21 protein-coding genes and 5 tRNA genes are annotated in these 18,997 nt (G+C 69.6%); 7 read left to right on the top strand and 19 right to left on the bottom strand.

From position 1 onward, the window contains the following. The coding region (locus tag HY68_RS02580) for a DAK2 domain-containing protein (RefSeq protein ID WP_041983995.1) at positions 1 to 423 on the bottom strand (423 nt) is incomplete at its 3' end. A 231-nt stretch (positions 424 to 654) separates the two neighbouring features. On the opposite strand from HY68_RS02580, the gene rpmB reads away from it, so the two are divergent. Beyond that, a complete protein-coding gene (rpmB, locus tag HY68_RS02585; protein ID WP_003957616.1) occupies positions 655 to 840 on the top strand; it encodes a 50S ribosomal protein L28 in 186 nt (61 codons plus the stop codon). Positions 841 to 973: 133 nt separating this feature from the next. On the opposite strand, the gene thiD is transcribed toward rpmB, so the two are convergent. Together thiD and HY68_RS02595 are read right to left on the bottom strand one after the other, a co-directional pair. Continuing rightward, on the bottom strand, positions 974 to 1,789 hold the full coding sequence (gene thiD, locus HY68_RS02590; RefSeq protein ID WP_041983999.1) for a bifunctional hydroxymethylpyrimidine kinase/phosphomethylpyrimidine kinase: 816 nt from the start codon (positions 1,787 to 1,789) through the stop codon (positions 974 to 976). A gap of 31 nt (positions 1,790 to 1,820) precedes the next feature. Next, a complete protein-coding gene (locus tag HY68_RS02595; RefSeq protein WP_041984001.1) occupies positions 1,821 to 2,792 on the bottom strand; it encodes a thiamine-phosphate kinase in 972 nt (323 codons plus the stop codon). 217 nt (positions 2,793 to 3,009) lie between these two features. On the opposite strand from HY68_RS02595, the gene HY68_RS02600 reads away from it, so the two are divergent. Both HY68_RS02600 and HY68_RS02605 read left to right on the top strand, forming a co-directional pair. After that, positions 3,010 to 3,243 (top strand): Lrp/AsnC ligand binding domain-containing protein, encoded by a 234-nt coding sequence (locus tag HY68_RS02600; protein ID WP_041984003.1) that lies wholly within the window; start codon positions 3,010 to 3,012, stop codon positions 3,241 to 3,243. A gap of 80 nt (positions 3,244 to 3,323) precedes the next feature. Then, entirely contained in the window at positions 3,324 to 3,764 is a 441-nt protein-coding gene (locus HY68_RS02605; RefSeq protein WP_241778722.1) for a DUF3515 domain-containing protein, read from the top strand. Between the two features lie 175 nt (positions 3,765 to 3,939). Here HY68_RS02605 and HY68_RS02610 read toward each other — a convergent pair whose 3' ends face one another. From HY68_RS02610 to HY68_RS02620, 3 genes are all read right to left on the bottom strand, one after another. Further along, positions 3,940 to 5,103: a D-alanine--D-alanine ligase family protein gene (locus tag HY68_RS02610; protein WP_041984005.1), complete on the bottom strand. Its 1,164-nt coding sequence runs from the start codon at positions 5,101 to 5,103 to the stop codon at positions 3,940 to 3,942. Positions 5,104 to 5,172: 69 nt separating this feature from the next. Beyond that, on the bottom strand, positions 5,173 to 6,174 hold the full coding sequence (locus HY68_RS02615) for an NAD(P)H-dependent glycerol-3-phosphate dehydrogenase (protein WP_041984008.1): 1,002 nt from the start codon (positions 6,172 to 6,174) through the stop codon (positions 5,173 to 5,175). Further along, entirely contained in the window at positions 6,171 to 6,962 is a 792-nt protein-coding gene (locus HY68_RS02620) for a lysophospholipid acyltransferase family protein (RefSeq protein ID WP_041984010.1), read from the bottom strand. Before HY68_RS02620 ends, HY68_RS02615 begins: the two co-directional genes overlap by 4 nt. Positions 6,963 to 7,119: 157 nt before the next feature. Between HY68_RS02620 and cofC the strand changes: the two genes are divergently transcribed. Beyond that, the gene (gene cofC, locus HY68_RS02625) at positions 7,120 to 7,809 is read left to right on the top strand and encodes a 2-phospho-L-lactate guanylyltransferase (RefSeq protein WP_041984011.1); all 690 of its coding nucleotides are present in this window, start codon (positions 7,120 to 7,122) and stop codon (positions 7,807 to 7,809) included. Positions 7,810 to 7,825: 16 nt separating this feature from the next. Further along, positions 7,826 to 8,029, top strand: a complete 204-nt coding sequence (locus HY68_RS02630; protein WP_041984012.1) for a hypothetical protein — start codon at positions 7,826 to 7,828, stop codon at positions 8,027 to 8,029. A gap of 99 nt (positions 8,030 to 8,128) precedes the next feature. On the opposite strand, the gene HY68_RS02635 is transcribed toward HY68_RS02630, so the two are convergent. From HY68_RS02635 to leuC, 4 genes are all read right to left on the bottom strand, one after another. Beyond that, positions 8,129 to 8,779 carry an HU family DNA-binding protein gene (locus HY68_RS02635; protein WP_041984014.1) on the bottom strand — a complete coding sequence of 217 codons (651 nt, stop codon included), beginning with the start codon at positions 8,777 to 8,779 and terminating at the stop codon, positions 8,129 to 8,131. 143 nt (positions 8,780 to 8,922) lie between these two features. Then, on the bottom strand, positions 8,923 to 9,150 hold the full coding sequence (locus tag HY68_RS40330) for a hypothetical protein (RefSeq protein ID WP_078863397.1): 228 nt from the start codon (positions 9,148 to 9,150) through the stop codon (positions 8,923 to 8,925). A gap of 104 nt (positions 9,151 to 9,254) precedes the next feature. Next, on the bottom strand, positions 9,255 to 9,863 hold the full coding sequence (leuD, locus tag HY68_RS02640) for a 3-isopropylmalate dehydratase small subunit (protein ID WP_041984016.1): 609 nt from the start codon (positions 9,861 to 9,863) through the stop codon (positions 9,255 to 9,257). A 2-nt stretch (positions 9,864 to 9,865) separates the two neighbouring features. Continuing rightward, positions 9,866 to 11,299 (bottom strand): 3-isopropylmalate dehydratase large subunit, encoded by a 1,434-nt coding sequence (gene leuC, locus HY68_RS02645; protein WP_041984017.1) that lies wholly within the window; start codon positions 11,297 to 11,299, stop codon positions 9,866 to 9,868. A 182-nt stretch (positions 11,300 to 11,481) separates the two neighbouring features. Between leuC and ndgR the strand changes: the two genes are divergently transcribed. Next, positions 11,482 to 12,201, top strand: coding sequence for an IclR family transcriptional regulator NdgR (gene ndgR / locus HY68_RS02650; protein WP_041995019.1), 720 nt, complete (start codon positions 11,482 to 11,484; stop codon positions 12,199 to 12,201). Between the two features lie 120 nt (positions 12,202 to 12,321). On the opposite strand, the gene HY68_RS02655 is transcribed toward ndgR, so the two are convergent. From HY68_RS02655 to HY68_RS02695, 9 genes are all read right to left on the bottom strand, one after another. Beyond that, positions 12,322 to 12,394, bottom strand: a tRNA-Glu gene (locus tag HY68_RS02655). Between the two features lie 18 nt (positions 12,395 to 12,412). Further along, a tRNA-Gln gene (locus HY68_RS02660) sits at positions 12,413 to 12,484 on the bottom strand. Between the two features lie 9 nt (positions 12,485 to 12,493). Beyond that, positions 12,494 to 12,566, bottom strand: a tRNA-Glu gene (locus HY68_RS02665). A 61-nt stretch (positions 12,567 to 12,627) separates the two neighbouring features. Next, positions 12,628 to 12,700 (bottom strand) — tRNA-Glu (locus HY68_RS02670). Positions 12,701 to 12,719: 19 nt separating this feature from the next. Beyond that, positions 12,720 to 12,791 (bottom strand) — tRNA-Gln (locus tag HY68_RS02675). Positions 12,792 to 12,878: 87 nt separating this feature from the next. After that, positions 12,879 to 13,598, bottom strand: a complete 720-nt coding sequence (locus HY68_RS02680) for an HAD family hydrolase (protein WP_041995021.1) — start codon at positions 13,596 to 13,598, stop codon at positions 12,879 to 12,881. Positions 13,599 to 13,658: 60 nt separating this feature from the next. Beyond that, positions 13,659 to 15,131, bottom strand: a complete 1,473-nt coding sequence (gene gltX / locus HY68_RS02685; protein ID WP_041984020.1) for a glutamate--tRNA ligase — start codon at positions 15,129 to 15,131, stop codon at positions 13,659 to 13,661. After that, positions 15,124 to 15,909 carry a fumarylacetoacetate hydrolase family protein gene (locus tag HY68_RS02690; protein ID WP_041984021.1) on the bottom strand — a complete coding sequence of 262 codons (786 nt, stop codon included), beginning with the start codon at positions 15,907 to 15,909 and terminating at the stop codon, positions 15,124 to 15,126. The genes gltX and HY68_RS02690 overlap by 8 nt, the downstream gene beginning before the upstream one ends. 106 nt (positions 15,910 to 16,015) lie before the next feature. Further along, positions 16,016 to 16,204, bottom strand: coding sequence for a hypothetical protein (locus HY68_RS02695; RefSeq protein ID WP_041984023.1), 189 nt, complete (start codon positions 16,202 to 16,204; stop codon positions 16,016 to 16,018). Positions 16,205 to 16,775: 571 nt separating this feature from the next. On the opposite strand from HY68_RS02695, the gene HY68_RS44690 reads away from it, so the two are divergent. Next, positions 16,776 to 18,997, top strand: a 2,222-nt coding sequence (locus tag HY68_RS44690; RefSeq protein ID WP_241778458.1) for a nitrate- and nitrite sensing domain-containing protein, incomplete at its 3' end; no start/stop codon positions are given.

Here is an 18,997-nt window from a genome sequence, read left to right on the forward strand (position 1 = left end):
GGGGTGGGCGACGGCCTGGCGGGCCAGTTCGGCGGCCCTGCGCAGCGCGGGGGCGAGCCGGTCGGCCGCACCTGCCGGGTCCGGGGGGCCGGGGGTCTCGGCGGTGAGTACTTCGGCCATACCGCGCAGCAGCTGCGCCAGGATCGTGCCCGAGTTGCCCCGGGCGCCGATCAGGGCGCCGTGCGCCATGGCCCGTACGGCGTCGGCGGGCGCGGGCGCCGATGTGCCGGTCTCGTGGGCGGCGAAGACGGCCTCGACGGCCTGCGCCGCGGACTCCACGGTCAGATAGAGGTTGGTGCCGGTGTCGCCGTCGGCGACCGGATAGACGTTGATCGCGTCGATCTCAGCGCGCTCCCTGCCGAGGGCCTCCAGTGCCAGTGCGCACCAGGTGCGCACCGCTGGGGCGTCGAGGGTGTGCGGCACCTGGCGGTCCTCCTTGAGCGGCCCCGAAGGGGCTGGTGGCGGGCTGCACGCAGGGTAGCCGGAGCTGGGGCGCCGGGCGCCATGGTAGTTTCGTTGTATCGAGGCAGCCGTTGTATGCTGCTTCGGTTGCCCGACGAGAGTCGGGCCATTCCCCCGGCAACACCCCGTCAGTCAATGATGAGGGACGGCCGGATTTCTCTGTACGTACATCTGAAGTCTTTGGAGTGACCCGTGGCTGCCAACTGCGACGTCTGCGGCAAGGGGCCGGGCTTCGGCAACAACATTTCGCACTCGCACCGCCGTACGTCCCGTCGCTGGAACCCGAACATCCAGCGCGTGCGTGCAGTGGTCGGTCGGACGCCGAAGCGGCTCAATGTCTGCACCTCGTGCATCAAGGCCGGCAAGGTCTCGCGCTGACGCCTGCGTCGTAGCGCAGCCCCTGCGGTTGCCTTGAAAAGCCGGTCCACCTCGGTGGGCCGGCTTTTTGTCGTGCCCCGACAGTCGTGCCCCGGCAGTCGTAACCCGACAGCGGCGACCGCCCGCCCGGCCCTCAGCGCAGCCGCCAGGCGTGATCGACCGGGCCGATGCCCGTGCCGAGCGCGAACCCGGCGGCGATGGCCCCGGTCACGTACTCCTTCGCGGCCTTCACCGCCTCCACCACGCCCTGCCCCTTGCCGAGGCCGGCCGCGACGGCGGAGGCGAGGGTGCACCCGGTGCCATGGGTGTGCCGGTTGTCGAGCCGGGGCGCCCGCAGCACGTGTTCCTCGGTGCCGTCCGTCAGCAGGTCCACGGCCGCCGCCTCACCGGGCAGATGGCCGCCCTTGACGAGCACCCAGCGCGGCCCGAATTCCAGGACGGCGTCGGCGGCGCGGCGCAGATCCGCCTCGCTCGCGACCCGCACCCCGGTGAGCTGTGTCACTTCGTCCAGGTTGGGGGTGGCGACGGTTGCGACCGGCAGCAGCAGGGTCCGTAGGCCGTCCAGCGCCGAGGCGGCGAGCAGCGGGTCGCCGTGCTTGGAGACGCCGACCGGGTCGACGACCACGGGCGCCTTCGTCCCCGCGAGCAGTTCCGCCACGGCCGCGACGAGTTCGGCGGAGGAGAGCATGCCGGTCTTCACCGCCTGGACGCCGATGTCGTCCACGACGCTGCGGTACTGGGCCCGTACCGCTTCGACCGGCAGCTCCCAGACGCCCTGCACACCACGTGAGTTCTGCGCGGTGACGGCGGTGAGCACGCTCATGCCGTGTACCCCGAACGCGAGCATCGTCTTCAGATCGGCCTGGATGCCCGCACCGCCACCGGAGTCCGATCCGGCGACGGTGAGGACACGGGGCGGCGGCGCCGCGGCGGAGACGAGTTCGGACATGCCCCGAATCTACTGCGCGCCGGATCGTGGACTACTTCGTGTCCTCGATGTCCCCGAAGTGGTCCCAGCCGCCCTTCCTGGTCCACGGCGCCCCGTCGACCGTCACCTGGGGCAGCGCCGAGGGGTTGAGGACCTCGCCGATCACCTTCCAGCGGGCCGGCAGCTTCACGTCCTGCGGGAACGTGGCGACGATCGCGTGGTCCTCTCCCCCGGTGAGCACCCACTGCAACGGGTCGATGCCGACGGCCTGCCCGATGTCGTTCATCTGGGAGGGGATGTCGATGAGCCCGGAGCGCAGATCGATACGGACCTTGCTGGCCTCCGCGATATGGCCGAGGTCCGCGACGAGTCCGTCGCTGACGTCGGTCATGGCGGTGGCTCCGAGCCCGGCGGCCGCCGGGCCCGCGTGGTACGGCGGTTCGGGCCTGCGGTGCGCCTCGACGAAGGCGCGCGGTGAGCGGAACCCCCGGGAGAGCACCGCGTGCCCGGCCGCCGACCACCCCAACCAGCCGGTGTACGCGACGACATCGCCGGGCCGCGCGCCCGACCTGAGCACCGGCTCGTGGTTGCGGAGGTCACCGAGTGCCGTGATGGCGAGGGTGATCGTGTCGCCGCGTACGACATCGCCGCCGACCACGGCGGCGCCGGCCACCTGGCACTCGTCGCGGATGCCGTCCATCAGTTCCGTCGGCCAGGTGACGGGGAGTTCGGCCGGCACGACGAGCCCGAGGAGCAGCGCCGTCGGGACGGCGCCCATGGCCGCGATGTCGGCGAGGTTCTGCGCCGCGCCCTTGCGTCCCACGTCGTAGGCCGTCGACCAGTCGCGGCGGAAGTGCCGCCCTTCGAGGAGCAGATCCGTACTCGCCACGACCCTGCGGTCGGGTGCGGCCACGACCGCGGCGTCGTCACCTGGCCCCAGCCTGACCGCCGGGGTGGTGGTGAGCCGGGAAGTGAGCTCCCTGATGAGCCCGAACTCCCCCAACTCGCCCACGGTTCCCTTCACCGAGTCTCCCCTCTCATCGTGTCTCGCCGCGTCCCGTGTCCGCGGTCGCGAGCCGTCACTGCTGTAGGTACCGTCAAGTGATACGTCAACTTGCCGATGCGGTATGCCACGCGTCAGGTGTCACTGCGTGCCCGGGTCTCCCCGTCGCCGGTGACGACGCGATACCGTGGCGTCTCTTTACTCCCCACATGATCCTCGTGGCCGCCCTGGAGGTTCCGTGGTACAGGCGTACATCCTTATTCAGACCGAGGTGGGAAAGGCGACTCTGGTCGCCGAGACCATCGCAAAGCTTCCGGGAGTCATCCAGGCAGAAGACGTGACAGGCCCCTACGACGTCATCGTCCGCGCGCAGGCGGACACCGTCGACGAGCTGGGCCGCATGGTGGTTGCCAAGATCCAGCAAGTGGACGGCATCACCCGAACCCTGACCTGCCCGGTCGTGCACCTGTAGCCCCCGTCTACCCTTGGCCGGTGATCCCTTCCCGCCACCCGGCCCTCCGCCGCAGGCTATCCGGCCGTCTGCTCGGCTGCCTGCCCGCCGTCGTTCTGCTGTCGGCCGCCGTGGGCTGCTCCGCCACAGACGCCACGGCGTCGGTGGCGGTTCCCAGCCCGCCCCCGCCGGAGGCGAAGCTCTGCGACGCGCTGCACAAGGCGCTGCCGAAGACCCTGGCGGGTCTTGACCGGAAGGATCCCGAGCCGAGTTCCGAGCTGACCGCCGGCTGGGGGGATGGCGCGATCGTGCTGCGCTGCGGCATCCCCCGGCCGGCGAAGATGACCGACCCCGCCGCCAACGCCGTGGAGGCCGACGGCGTCAACTGGCTGGTGGAGCAGCGGGACTCGGGGCCCCGCTTCACCACGACCTACCGCAAGACGTATGTGGAGGTCACCATGGGCAAGCAGTACGCCAACGACGCCACCCCGCTCGCGGGGCTGGCGGAACCGGTGAAGAAGACGGTGCCCGCCAGCCTCTAGGGTCTTTCGTTTGGATCAGGCCGGATCAGGGAGCGTGGGCCGGTGTCGTGGATCGCAAGGCGGAGGAGGGAGGCGACGCGGAGCGTCGCCGACCGACGACAACGCCGCGAGGCGCGGCACCAGCCCACGCGAGCCCGGCAAGATCCGAACGACAGGCCCTAGCGTGCGGCGCCGCTCAGCGCAGGCCGGTCGGGCGGCGCAGCGCGGCCTGGATCAGCAGGTCGATGAGTTCGGCGTAGCCGACGCCGGTCTCCTGCCACATCCGGGGGAACATCGAGATCGGGGTGAAGCCCGGCATGGTGTTGATCTCGTTGATGACGAACGTGCCGTCCTCGGTGAGGAAGAAGTCGGCCCGGACGAGCCCTTCGCAGGACGCGGCCTCGAACGCGTCGACGGCGAGCCGCCGTACCTCGGCGGTCTGCTCGTCGGTGAGCGGCGCGGGGACGAGTCCGGTGGCCGAGTCGATGTACTTGGCCTCGAAGTCGTAGAAGCCGTGGTCGACGACGGGCGGGATCTCGGCCGGCAGGCTGGCGCGCGGGCCGTCCTCGAACTCCAGGACACCGCACTCGATCTCACGGCCCCGCAGCAGCGACTCCACCAGGATCTTGGGGTCGTGGCGCTGCGCCTCGGCAATCGCCTCGTCCAGGCCGGACGGGTCGTCGACCTTGGTGATGCCCATGGAGGACCCGGCGCGGGCCGGCTTCACGAAGAGCGGCCAGCCGTGTTCGGCGGCGAAGTCCACGATCTTCTTGCGGGCGGCGGCGCCGTTGTCGGCGGTCTGCCATTCGCGGGGGCGTACGACCACGTACGGACCGACCGGCAGCCCGAACGAGGTGAACACCCGCTTCATGTACTCCTTGTCCTGGCCGACGGCGGAGGCGAGGACGCCCGCTCCGACGTAGGGCACGTCGGCGAGTTCCAGCAGCCCCTGGAGGGTGCCGTCCTCGCCGTACGGGCCGTGCAGGACGGGGAAGACGACGTCGACCTCGCCGAGTGCCTTGGGCACCGAGCCGGGTTCGCTGTAGACGACTTCGCGGCTGCCGGGGTCGACCGACAGGACGACTGCGCCGTCCGTGGACTCGGCGATGTTCTCGACGCTCGGCAGCGTCGACCCGGTGATGGCCATCCGCTCCGGGTCGTCGGCGGTGAGGGCCCAGCGGCCGTCCGTGGTGATCCCGATGGGCAGGACGTCGTACTTCTCGCGGTCGATGGACCGCAGTACGGCGCCGGCCGTGACCACCGAAATGGCGTGTTCGGAGCTCCGGCCGCCGAAGACGACGGCCACGCGGGGTTTGCGGAGCGGCTGCTCAGGGCTCTGGAAGGAGTTCTCGCTGCTCATATCGCGATGAGAGTACCCGGTGCAGGCGCCCAGGTCAGCGGCCCGCGCCCGCACCGGCGCGCCCGCTACTCAGTGCCGCTCCGCCTTGGCGCTGCGTGACATGAGTTCCTTGAGGGCGACCAGCGGCGACTTGCCGTTGTGGACGATGTCCACGACGGTTTCGGTGATCGGCATGTCGACACCGTGCCGCCTGCCCAGATCGAGCACCGACTCGCAGGACTTGACGCCTTCGGCGGTCTGCTTCGACGCGGCGATGGTCTCCTGGAGCGTCATCCCGCGGCCCAGGTTGATGCCGAAGGTGTGGTTGCGCGAGAGCGGCGACGAGCAGGTGGCGATCAGGTCGCCCATCCCGGCGAGTCCGGAGAAGGTGTGCGGGTCGGCGCCCATGGCGAGGCCGAGCCGGGTGGTCTCGGCGAGACCGCGGGTCATCAGGGAGGCCGAGGTGTTGTCGCCGAACTTCATGCCGTCGGCGATCCCGACGGCCAGACCGATCACGTTCTTGACGGCGCCGCCGAGTTCGCAGCCGACGACGTCGGTGTTGGTGTACGGGCGGAAGTACGGGTTGTGGCAGGCGGCCTGGAGCCGTTCGGCCACCGACTCGTCGCGGCAGGCGACCACGGCGGCGGCGGGCATCCTGGCGGCGATCTCCCCGGCCAGGTTGGGCCCGGTGACCACGGCGATCCGCTCGGCGGGCGCCTTCGCGACCTCCTCGATGACCTCGCTCATCCGCTTGGCCGTGCCGAGTTCGACGCCCTTCATCAGCGAGACGAGGACGGTGTCGGGCGGCAGGACGGGCGCCCACTCGGCGAGGTTGGCGCGCAGCGTCTGCGAGGGGACGGTGAGCACGGTGAAGTCGGCGCCGTCCGCGGCCTCCGCCGGGTCGGCCGTGGCCCGTACGGAGGCGGGGAGTTCGACGCCCGGCAGGTACTCGGGGTTGGTGTGGGTACGGGTGATGGTCTCGACGAGATCGCGGCGGCGGCCCCACAGGGTCACCTCGCTCCCCGCGTCGGCGAGGACCATGGCGAACGCCGTGCCCCACGATCCCGCTCCGAAGACGGCAACCCGTGTCACGACGATCCCTCTTCTTCCACTTCTCGTTCGACGGGCGCCGGCTTCACCGCGGCCTTCTCGGCGGCGATGCGGCGCTGTTCCGCCCTGGCCTTGCGGTGGTCGTAGACCTCGGCGGGCGCGGGCTCCCCGCGCAGTTCCACCAGCAGTTCGGTGACGGCGGCCATGATGACCTCGGTGGCCTCCCGCAGCACGTCGGGGGTCATGTCCTTGCCGTAGAACCGCGTCAGGTCGACGGGCTCGCCGACGAGTACGTGGTGCGTCTTGCGCGGGAAGAGGTCGGGCTTCTTCGCGTACGGCGGGAGCAGGGCGTTGGCGCCCCACTGCGCGACGGGGATGACCGGGCACTTGGTCTGCAGCGCGACCCTGGCGGCGCCCGTCTTGGCGGTCATCGGCCACTGGTCCGGGTCACGGGTGAGGGTGCCCTCGGGGTAGAAGGCGACGCACTCGCCGCGCTCCACGGCGTCGATGGCGGCGCGGAAGGCGCTCAGCGCGTCGGTGCTCTCGCGGTAGACCGGGATCTGACCCGTACCGCGCATCACGGCGCCGATGAATCCTTTGGTGAACAGGCCGTGCTTGGCGAGGAATCTCGGGACGCGGCCGGTGTTGTACTGGAAGTGGGCGTAGGCAAAGGGGTCGAGATGCGAATTGTGATTCACCGCGGTGATGAATCCGCCGTCGGCCGGCATACGTTCCGCTCCCTGCCAGTCCCGCTTGAGCAGAAGGATGAGCGGTGGTTTCGCGAGGACCGCCGCAAGGCGGTACCAGAAGCCGATTCTGCGGCGGGACACTCGGACACCTTCCTCTTAGGGCCTGGCTGGCTGCCTGGCTGCCGGGGGTCAAGTGTCGCCCCAGGCCCCTGGTCTGTCGAGAACACCGTACGCCCAGCCTCCGTGACCGGCGCCGTGGACAACGGCGCGGTCGGGCCACAATAGAGGGCCGGTACACATGCATGGGGAGCACGCCACGAACACCGACCCGCCGGACCGCTGGTCCCTCGTCGTACCGCTCAAGCCGCTGTGGCTTGCCAAGAGCAGGCTCGCGCAGGCGGCCGGTGACGTGCGGCGGCGCAGGCTCGCGTTGGCGTTCGCGCAGGACACGGTGGCCGCGGCGCTGTCCTGCGCTGCGGTGCGCGATGTGTCCGTAGTCACGGACGATCCGACGGCGGCGGACGGGTTGTCGGCGCTGGGGGCGCGGATCGTGCCGGACGCGCCGGGTGCGGGTCTCAACGCGGCGCTGGCGCACGGCGCGCGTACGGTCAGGGCGCGCCGCCCTGCCGCGCCGGTCGCCGCGCTCAACGCGGATCTGCCGGCGCTGCGTCCCGAGGAACTGGCCAGGGTGCTGTCGGCCGCCGCTGTTTTCCCCCGCGCATTTCTCGCCGACGCGTCAGGAATCGGTACGACATTGCTGGCAGCCGCCCCTTCCGTGGAATTGGCCCCCGCATTCGGCGGTCCTTCCCGGCTTCGGCATTTGTCGTCGGGCGCGGTGGAAATTGTCCTGACGGACGTCGATTCGGTTCGGCGTGATGTGGACACGGGCGAGGATCTGCTGGTGGCGGCGGCGCTGGGCCTCGGTCCGCATACGGCGTCGCGCTACCCGGGGTACGAGCCGCTGGCGGGGCCGCAGCCCTGGCACTGACCGATACGCTGGGGCCATGCAGGCGACCGCTTACACCTACTCGGCGCAGACGCGCAGCGGCAGCGTCCTCCTGGACGACGGCACACCCGTGGAGTTCGCGGCCGAGGCGTTCGACGCCGGCGGTCTGCGACTGCTCCGGCCGGGTCAGCGGGTGCGTATCGAGACCGAGGGCGACGGCGCCGAGCGCCGGATCACGCTGGTGACGCTCCAGACGTTCTGACCCTGCCTGACTGGACCCGACAGGACCGACCGGGCTCAACGCCGCGGGCCGGGCTCCCCGGAGGGAGCCCGGCCCGGTGCGTGAGTGGCCTTGTAGCGCTTACTTCTTCCTGGCGACCGTCTTCTTGGCCGTGGTGGTGCGCGCGGTGGCCTTCTTGGCCGGGGCCTTCTTGGCGACGGCCTTCTTGGCCGGAGCCGTCTTCTTGGCGGCGGCCTTCTTGGCCGTGCCGGTGGTCTTCTTGGCGGTCGAGGAGGCGGCGCTGGTCTTCTTGGCCGAGGTCTTCCTCGCCGAGCCCGTCTTCTTCGCCGCTGTCGTCTTGGCCGCCGACGTACGGGCGGTGGTGCCGCGCGCCGCGGTGGTCTTCTTGGCGGTGGCCTTCTTGGCCGCGGCCTTGGCGGTCGTACGGGTGGAAGAACCGCCCGAGAGGCTGCCCTTGGGGGCCTTCTTGACCGCCACGTCGTTCTTGGGGAGCTTCTTCGAGCCGCTGACCAGATCCTTGAAGCCCTGGCCCGCGCGGAAGCGCGGCACCGAGGTCTTCTTGACCCGTACGCGCTCACCCGTCTGCGGGTTGCGGGCGTACCTGGCCGGACGGTCGACCTTCTCGAACGAGCCGAATCCGGTCACCGAGACCCGGTCACCGGCGACAACCGCGCGGACCACCGCGTCGAGTACCGCGTCGACCGCGTCCGCGGCCTGCTGACGGCCGCCGACCTTGTCCGCAATCGCTTCTACGAGCTGCGCCTTGTTCACGTCTTCCCCTTCGGAGACATTGCCAGAACGAAAGTGTTCAAGCTTTTTCGCACGTTAGGCAGATATATACCGCAAATCAAACACGAAACGGGCTAATCACCCTAGTGCCGCAACGAAGTCGACCTGGTGGAGTTCCTCGGAGGTCAGTCACCTTCCGGAAATCGACCCTCGTCGAGGTCCTTCATCAATCGGTCCAGACGCCTTGCTGCATCCGGGAGATCGTGCTTCGCCGCAGCCGTGATGACCAGCAGTTTCCTGGAGAGCGCCGTGCGTACGCCCGCCGGGACTTGCAGGGTGCGCACCCTGATGTGCGCCTCTTTCAGTTGTTCGGCGACCAACCGGTAAAGCTTGAGTTGGCCGTCGGGTTCCATGCACCGATTGTGCCATCTGGGGCGAGTTGTCGCCCGACAGGGTCTCAACATGCAACTGCACCCCCTGCCGTGAGGCAGGGGGTGCAGGAGGGTAAAAGGCCTGATCAGACGGTAATTGTGCGGGGTTTGAAGGACGGTCGCGAGGCCTCGTAAGTCGCGATGTCAGCTTCGTTCTGAAGGGTGAGTCCGATGTCGTCGAGCCCGTTCAGCAACCGCCAGCGGGCGTTCTCGTCAAGGTCGAAATCAGCCGACAGTGCGGTCCCGTCGGGCGCCGTGGCCCGTACCTGGCGCGCCTCCAGGTCCACGGTGACCTCGGTCTTGGCGTCGCTCTCCACCAGCTGCCAGAGGGATTCGACCACGTCCTGGTCCAGAACGACCGTCAGCAGACCGTTCTTGAGGCTGTTGCCCCGGAAGATGTCGGCGAACCGCGACGAGATGACGGCCTTGAAGCCGTAGTTCTGCAGGGCCCACGCGGCGTGTTCGCGCGAGGATCCGGTGCCGAACTCCGGTCCGGCGACCAGCACGCTGGCACCCGCGTACCGCTGCTGGTTCAGCACGAACTCCGGGTCCTTGCGCCACGCCTCGAAGAGCCCGTCCTCGTAGCCGTCGCGGGTGACCTTCTTCAGCCAGTGGGCGGGGATGATCTGGTCGGTGTCGACGTTGCTGCGGCGCAGCGGTACGGCCCGGCCGGTGTGTGTCGTGAAGGCTTCCATGGTTATCGGGCTCCTGCGGGCGTGCGGTCTTCGGCGTCGGACAGGTCGGCGGGCGAGGCCAGATGGCCCAGCACGGCGGTGGCGGCGGCGACCTGCGGGGAGACCAGGTGCGTGCGGCCGCCCTTGCCCTGCCTGCCCTCGAAGTTGCGGTTGGAGGTGGACGCCGAGCGCTCACCGGGCGCCAGTTGGTCGGGGTTCATGCCCAGACACATCGAGCAGCCCGCGTGCCGCCATTCGGCCCCTGACCCGGTGAACACCTTGTCCAGGCCCTCGGCGACGGCCTGGAGGGCCACCCGTACCGATCCGGGAACCACCAGCATCCGTACGCCGTCGGCGACTTTGCGGCCTTCCAGGATGGCGGCGGCCGATCGCAGGTCCTCGATACGGCCGTTGGTGCAGGAGCCGACGAAGACGGTGTCGACCCTGATGTCGCGCAGCGCCTGACCCGCCGTCAACCCCATGTATTCCAGGGCCTTTTCGGCGGAGAGCCGCTCGGCGGCGTCCTCGTACGAAGCAGGGTCGGGGACGTGGGAGGAGAGCGGCGCGCCCTGGCCCGGGTTGGTGCCCCAGGTGACGAACGGGGCCAGTTCGGAGGCGTCGATGAACACCTCGGCGTCGAAGACCGCGTCGTCGTCCGTGCGCAGCGTCTTCCAGTACGCGACGGCCGCGTCCCAGTCCTCGGCCGCGGGTGCGTGGTCGCGGCCCTTGAGGTAGTCGAAGGTGGTCTCGTCGGGGGCGATCATCCCCGCACGGGCGCCGGCCTCGATCGACATGTTGCAAATGGTCATGCGGGCCTCCATCGAGAGTTTCTCGATGGCGGAACCCCGGTATTCGAGGATGTAGCCCTGGCCGCCGCCGGTGCCGATACGGGCGATGACGGCGAGGATCAGGTCCTTGGCCGTGACGTCCTCGGGCAGTTCGCCCTCGACGGTGATGGCCATGGTCCTGGGCCTGGCCAGCGGCAGGGTCTGGGTGGCGAGGACGTGCTCGACCTGGCTGGTGCCGATGCCGAACGCCAGCGCGCCGAAGGCGCCGTGGGTGGAGGTGTGGCTGTCGCCGCAGACCACGGTGGTGCCGGGCTGGGTCAGTCCCAGCTGCGGGCCCACGACGTGGACGACGCCCTGCTCGACGTCGCCCAGCGGGTGCAGCCGGACGCCGAAGTCGGCGCAGTTCTTGCGCAGCGTCTCCAGCTGGATCCGGGAGACCGGGTCGGCGATCGGCTTGTCGATGTCGAGGGTGGGGGTGTTGTGGTCCTCGGTCGCGATGGTGAGGTCGAGCCGCCGCACCGTCCGGCCGTTCTGCCGAAGGCCGTCGAAGGCCTGGGGGCTGGTCACCTCGTGCAGGAGATGCAGATCGATGAAGAGGAGGTCGGGCTCGCCCTCTGCGCGCCGGACGACATGGTCGTCCCAGACCTTCTCCGCGAGTGTCCTACCCATCGCTTTCCCTCCGGCCGGCTGCGTCGCCGGCATTCCTAGAGATGTGTGGGCCTACGTCCGTCCCCCCGCGAGCCGGACGCCGGCCGGTGACCCGTGGTCTCCGCGAGCCCGTACGTACAGGTTGGCAAGTTCACCGGAAAAAGGAACTTGCGTTTCACAGAGTGAGACGCGAGTATCGTTTCATGGACAACTCTAGCGGCGTCGGCGTTCTCGACAAGGCTGCTCTCGTACTGAGCGCCCTGGAGTCAGGGCCGGCCACCCTCGCCGGGCTGGTCGCTGCGACCGGGCTCGCACGGCCCACGGCGCACCGGCTCGCCGTGGCGCTGGAACACCACCGGATGGTGGCGCGGGACATGCAGGGCCGCTTCATTCTCGGCCCGCGGCTGGCGGAGCTGGCGGCGGCCGCGGGTGAGGACCGGCTGCTGGCGACGGCGGGCCCGGTGCTCACACATCTGCGGGACGTGACGGGCGAGAGCGCCCAGCTCTACCGCAGGCAGGGCGACATGCGGATCTGCGTGGCGGCAGCCGAGCGGCTTTCGGGACTGCGGGACACCGTCCCCGTCGGGTCCACGCTCACCATGAAGGCGGGCTCGTCGGCGCAGATCCTGATGGCCTGGGAGGAGCCCGAGCGGCTGCACCGCGGCCTGCAGGGCGCCCGCTTCACGGCGACGGCGCTCTCGGGCGTACGGCGCAGGGGCTGGGCCCAGTCGATCGGTGAGCGGGAGCCGGGCGTCGCCTCGGTCTCGGCGCCGGTGCGCGGCCCGTCGAACCGGGTGGTGGCCGCCGTCTCGGTGTCGGGCCCGATCGAGCGGCTGAGCCGGCACCCGGGCCGGATGCACGCCCAGGCCGTCATCGACGCGGCGGGCCGGCTGAGCGAGGCGCTGCGCCGGGGCGGCAGCTGAGAGGTGAGCGGCAGCTCGCCCCTGTTCCGGGACAACTCCCGGAACAGGGGCGGCGCTTCGGCGTCATGACATGCGAAAGGCCCTTCCCCTGCTGGGGAAGGGCCTGCTCGTATCTGTGGGTACCCCCGACCGGATTCGAACCGGCGCTACTGCCGTGAGAGGGCAGCGTGCTAGGCCGCTACACAACGGGGGCGAGGACCATGAGGTCCAGCTGGGCTACCAGGACTCGAACCTAGAACAACGGAACCAGAAACCGCCGTGTTGCCAATTACACCATAGCCCATGGTGGTAGTACCCCCGACCGGATTCGAACCGGCGCTACTGCCGTGAGAGGGCAGCGTGCTAGGCCGCTACACAACGGGGGCCCTGGCGATCCTGCGTCGACGCATCCGGGTGCGACCCGAAGGCGTCGGAGAGAAGGATCTGTACCCCCGACCGGATTCGAACCGGCGCTACTGCCGTGAGAGGGCAGCGTGCTAGGCCGCTACACAACGGGGGCGTTGCAGATACACCTGCAGCTGGGCTACCAGGACTCGAACCTAGACTAACGGAACCAGAAACCGTCGTGCTGCCAATTACACCATAGCCCACCAAAAATCAACCCCCTGGTGGGGGTTGGTTTGGCTTGCGTTTCCCGGCCGGACCTTTCGGCCTGCTCGGGCGACGCAGGAAGAACATTACCCGATGGCGGACAGCGCTCCAAAACGAGTATCGCCCCGCAGCAGGCCTGGCAGCTCGGCGAGATCGGCGATCCGCACAAGATCGGGACGGCCGCCGAGCCGCCCCCGGTCGAGCCAGATCCCCGCGAGTCCCGCGGCCACGGCGCCGCCGGCGTCGATGTCGGGTTCGTTGCCCACGTACGCCACTTCGGCGGGCGGCAGCGCGAGGGCGTCACAGGCCGCGTGGAAGGCGGCGGCAGCGGGCTTGGCCGCGCCGACCTCGGCCGCGCAGACCACGGCCTCGAAGTGGTCCCGCACACCGAGGACCCGCAGCTTGCGGTCCTGGACCGGGCTGCTGGAGTTGGAGAGCACCGCCTGCCGGTAGTCGCCCGCGAGGCCGTCCAGGGCGGCGAGCGCGTCGGGGAAGAGCGTCCAGGCGGACTCGAAGTGGCCGAGGTACCGCCCGAACCAGGCGTCGGCCTCGGCGTCGGTCAGCTCGGCACCGAGGAAGACCCGCGTACGGTCCCTGCGCTGCCCCAGGTAGTCCGTCTCCCCCGCGGCGAACCGCAGCCACTGCGCGTCGGTGATCTCACGCCAACGGCCGAGGGCCTGGTCGACGGTGGCGAACCGGTCGATCAGGCCCTCGGCGGCGAGATGCCGCCGCATTCCGGCGCGGTCGGCGCCGGTGTAGTCGAACAGGGTGTCGTCGATGTCCCACAGGACGGCACGGATGGGCATGCCGCCCACGCTACCGACACCCGGCCGCCCCGGGCCGTATCGGCCCCGGGGTCATGGCCGTCAGGCCGTCAGCTTGGCCAGGGCCGCGTCGATGCGGGACAGCGTGCGCTCGCGGCCCAGGATTTCCAGGGACTCGAAGAGCGGCAGACCGACCGTGCGGCCGGTGACGGCTACCCGGACCGGGGCCTGGGCCTTGCCCAGTTTGAGGCCGTGTTCCTCGCCGGCCGCCAGGACCGCGTTCTTCAGGGCCTCGGCGTTCCACTCCGACTCCGCCACCTTCGCGCGGGCCGTGGTCAGCAGCGCCGCCGGGTCGCCCTTCATCGCCTTCGCCCAGGACGCCTCGTCCTCGACGGGCTCGTCCAGGAAGAGGAAGTCGACGTTGGCGGTGATGTCGGACAGCACGGTGACCCGGGTCTGGGCCAGCGGGGCGAGGGCCGCGAAGGCCTCGGCGTCGAAGGCCTCCGGCGCCCAGGGCGCGTAGGGGGCCTTCAGCCAGGGGCCGCAGGCCTCGGTGAAGGTCTTCACGTCCAGCTGCCTGATGTGGTCCGCGTTGATCGCCTCGGCCTTCTTCAGGTCGAAGCGGGCCGGGTTGGCGTTGACGTCCGCGATGTCGAACGCGGCGACCATCTCGTCCATCGAGAACAGGTCGCGGTCGGCCGAGAGCGACCAGCCCAGCAGCGAGAGGTAGTTGAGCAGCCCCTCGGGCAGGAAGCCGCGCTCGCGGTAGAGGTTCAGGGACGCCTGCGGGTCGCGCTTGGAGAGCTTCTTGTTGCCCTCGCCCATCACGTACGGCAGATGTCCGAACGCCGGGATCTCCTTGGCGACGCCCAGCTCGATCAGCGCCTTGTAGAGCGCGATCTGGCGCGGGGTCGAGGACAGCAGGTCCTCGCCGCGCAGCACGTGGGTGATCTCCATCAGCGCGTCGTCGATGGGGTTGACGAGCGTGTAGAGCGGCGCGCCGTTGGCCCGGACGATGCCGTAGTCCGGCACGTTGTCCGGGGTGAACGTCAGCTCGCCGCGCACCAGGTCGGTGAAGGTGATCGGCTCGTCGGGCATCCGGAAGCGGACGATGGAGCTGCGGCCCTGGGCCTCGTAGCCCTTCTTGCGCGCGTCGGTGAGGTCCCGGCAGTGCCCGTCGTACCCGGAGGGCCGGCCGGCCTTGCGCGCGGCGTCCCTGCGGGCCTCCAGCTCCTCGGGGGTGCAGTAGCAGTGGTACGCGTGTCCCGTGGCGAGCAGCTTCTCGGCGGTCTCGCGGTAGATGTCCATCCGCAGCGACTGCCGGTACGGCTCGTGGGGGCCGCCGACCTCGGGGCCCTCGTCCCAGTCGAGGCCGAGCCAGCGCAGCGAGTCGAGGAGCTGCGTGTACGACTCCTCGGAGTCGCGCGCCGCGTCGGTGTCCTCGATGCGCAGGACCAGCGTGCCGCCGGTGTGGCGGGCGTACGCCCAGTTGAACAGGGCGGTGCGGACCAGGCCCACATGGGGGTTGCCGGTCGGCGACGGACAGAAACGAACACGGACAGAACCGTTAGCCACGCTTGATCACCTTGTTGGTGAGAGTGCCGATGCCTTCGATGGTGACGGCGACCTCGTCGCCGACGGCGAGGGGGCCGACCCCCGCGGGAGTGCCGGTGAGGATGACGTCTCCGGGGAGCAGCGTCATGGCCTCGGTGATGTGGACGATCAGGTCCTCGACGGAGCGGATCATCTCGCTCGTCCGGCCGAGCTGGCGCTGTTCGCCGTTGACGGTGCACTGGATCGTGACGTCGGAGGGGTCGAGCTCCGTCTCCACCCAGGGGCCCAGCGGGCACGAGGTGTCGAAGCCCTTGGCGCGCGCCCACTGCTTCTCGCGCTTCTGGGTGTCGCGAGCGGTGACGTCGTTGGCGCAGGTGTAGCCGAAGATGACGTCCTTGACGCGCTCGCGCGGCACCTCGCGGCACAGCCGTCCGATGACGACGGCCAGTTCGGCCTCGTAGTGCACGTCGCTGGAGAAGTTCGGGTACTCGATCGCGTCGCCCGAGCCGATCACCGATGTGGTGGGCTTGAAGAAGGTGATCGGCGCTTCGGGTACCTCGTTGCCGAGTTCCGCCGCGTGGTCCGCGTAGTTGCGGCCGACGGCCACGACCTTGTTCGGGAGCACGGGCGGCAGCAGCCGTACCTTGCTCAGCGGGACCTTGGTGCCCGAGAGCTCGAACTCGGTGTACGGAATGCCTTTGATGATGTCGAGGACGAGGCCGGCCTGATCGCCGCTGCCCCCGTCCTCGACCGCGCCGAAGGCGACATTGCCGTCGATGGAGAATCTGGCGATGCGCACGGGATGCTGTCGCCCCTCACTTCACTCGCTCGCTGGTCCGGAGACTGACGCTCCAGGCTAACGTGACGAGCGGTGACGGCAGCGCGTGTCACCGGTCGGCGGGGACCTACTCGACCGGCTGCGGCGCGACGGGCGCGTCCATCAGCTTCGTGCGGCGGGGGTTGGCGGTCCGGGTCGGCAGCGTGACGGGATGTTCGGGCTGCTCCGCGGGGCGCAGCTCCTCGGCGTCGGCGAGGTGTGCCAGGGTGGTGCGCCTGGGGTTGGCGGTGTTGCGGAACATCATCGTCGTCTTCATCTGTGGTGTCAGACCCTTGTCGCGTGGGGCGCCGGGGCGCCACTTGTCGGATGTGCCATCCCTGTAAAGCGTCAGGCTAAACATCCAATTCCCCCGCACGGACGGGATCCGGCAGCGATCTCCATGTGAGTTTGCTCACCAGTTGACGGGCATTTCACCCATTCCCGACAGCCATCTACTACCAGGGAAACGGACAATGCATCACGGAACGTTGCATTCCGCTCCCGATCAACAGGTCTCAGACACCCCCCACCCGTAGTCGGGTCGCCGGGAATCGCCCCTTTCCTCCATGAACACTTTCTACTGCTCGTGACACGTCAATTACACCGTGTCATACAGGTCACAGCCCGGTACGCGGCCCTTGTTGGAGATCCTGCACTGTGCTGGAATTCCCCCCACCGCCGCGGGTTTGAAGCCGGCGCACAGGGGCGCAACGCAGCGCCGAGTGGTGGCGGGGAAGGGGAGTAGCGCCGGTCACTCACGACCACCATGGGGGGCGTTCCACGCCCCACAACGCCGACACCGTCCTGCCGTTCTGCGGCGGACGCCTGGTCCAGAGGTTGCGACGCTAGTGCAGGGACGTTCGAAGAGGGATAGCAGCGCTGCGGCGGAGCAGGAGCCCCGCAGCGGAATCGACCGCGGCTCCTCGCCCCAGCACACCCAGAACCCGGGTCCCGCACCCTCCGGCGAGAGTGGCGACCGCGCCGCTCGCCCGGGCGCGGCACCGGGCGGCGAAGGGGCCAAGCCGGCGCCCAAGCCCGCAGGTCCGAGCGACGCGGGCTCACGAATAGCCCTGCGCAACTGGCGCATCAGCACCCGTCTGGTGTCCCTGCTCGCCCTGCCGGTGGTCGCCGCCACCACCCTGGGTGGATTCCGCATCAACGACTCGCTCAACGACATCCAGCAGCTGGAGCACATGCAGCTGCTGACCAAGATGACGAAGGAAGCGACCAATCTCGCCACGCAGCTCCAGACGGAGCGCGACGAGTCCGCGGGGCCGCTCAGCAACGGCGTCAACTCGACCGACACCCGGATCAAGAACGAGCGCGTCCAGACCGACCGGGCGAAGAAGGCGTTCCTCGACGCCACCGTCGACATCGGCAACACCGACGGTGACGAGGCGCTGGAGAGCATCCGCTCGAACGTGGAGCAGATCGCCGCGCAGGTCAACCAGATCAACGACATCCGGCGGGACGCCTACCAGTCGAAGACGTCGCACTCGCTGACGGTCGACGCGTACGACGGACTGATCACCTCGCTGCTGAGCCTCTCGCAGGACATGGCGCAGGCGACCAGCAACCCGGACATGATCAAGCGGACCCGTGCGCTGGCGGCGTTCTCCTCCGCGAAGGAGTACGCGTCCATCCAGCGGGCCATCATCGCCGCCGCGCTCCCCGCCGACCCGAAGCAGCGCGGTGAGCTCAACGAGAACGACCGCCTCTACGGCCTCGCGGCGATGAACAAGGAGCGGAACTCGCTCACCACGTTCAGCTCGCTGTACGAGTCCATGGGCGGCGACGCCGAAGAGCTGATGGCGCCACTGAACGGCCAGGGCAACCCGGAGATCCAGGCGTCCGAGAAGTACGCCGACCCGGTGCTCGGTTCGCGTGACGGGCTGGAGAACCAGGTCAACCGGTCGTACCTGGACTGGACCGACCAGGCGTCCACCCGCATCAACGCGATGAAGACCATCGAAGCCACGCTGCTCAACGAGATGGAGAGCAAGGCCCGGGAGCTGCGCAGCAGTTCGCAGCGCGACGCGATCATCAACGCCGCGCTGATCCTGCTGGTCCTCGGTGTCTCGCTGGTCGGCGCCTTCGTCGTGGCCCGGTCCATGATCCGCTCGCTGCGTCGGCTGCAGGACACCGCGACCCGGGTCGCCCAGGACCGGCTGCCCGAGCTCGTCAAGCAGCTCTCCGAGACCGACCCGCAGGACGTCGACACCTCCGTCGAGTCGGTCGGTGTGCACTCGCGGGACGAGATCGGCCAGGTGGCCGCGGCCTTCGACGACGTGCACCGCGAGGCGGTCCGACTGGCCGCCGAGCAGGCGCTGCTGCGAGGCAACGTCAACGCGATGTTCACCAACCTCTCGCGCCGCAGCCAGGGCCTGATCCAGCGTCAGCTCTCGCTCATCTCCGAACTGGAGTCGCGCGAGGCCGACCCCGACCAGCTCTCCTCGCTGTTCAAGCTCGACCACCTCGCGACCCGTATGCGCCGTAACGGTGAGAACCTGCTGGTCCTCGCCGGTGAGGAGCCGGGCCGCCGGTGGACCAGGCCCGTCCCGCTGGTCGACGTGCTCCGTGCCGCCGCCTCCGAGGTGGAGCAGTACGAGCGCATCGAACTCGCCGCGGTCCCGGCCACCGAGGTCGCCGGTCGCGTCGTCAACGACCTCGTGCACCTGCTCGCCGAGCTGCTGGAGAACGCGACGTCGTTCTCCTCGCCGCAGACGAAGGTCCGGGTCACCGGTCACGCGCTGCCCGACGGGCGGGTGCTCGTCGAGATCCACGACACCGGCATCGGCCTCTCCCCCGAGGACCTGGCGGCGATCAACGAACGGCTGGCCTCACCGCCCACCGTGGACGTCTCCGTCTCCCGCCGCATGGGTCTGTTCGTGGTCGGCCGGCTGTCCCTGCGCCACGGCATCAGGATCCAGCTCAGGCCCTCCGACTCCGGTGGTACGACCGCGCTGGTCATGCTGCCGGTCGACGTCGCGCACGGCGGCAAGAAGGCTCCGGCAGGCAAGGGGGGCGCCGCGGGACCCGCCGGCTCCGCCCAGCCGCCCGCCTCCCGGCT

Origin of the sequence: Streptomyces sp. AcH 505, assembly GCF_000818175.1 — a bacterium.
Classification (GTDB): domain Bacteria; phylum Actinomycetota; class Actinomycetes; order Streptomycetales; family Streptomycetaceae; genus Streptomyces.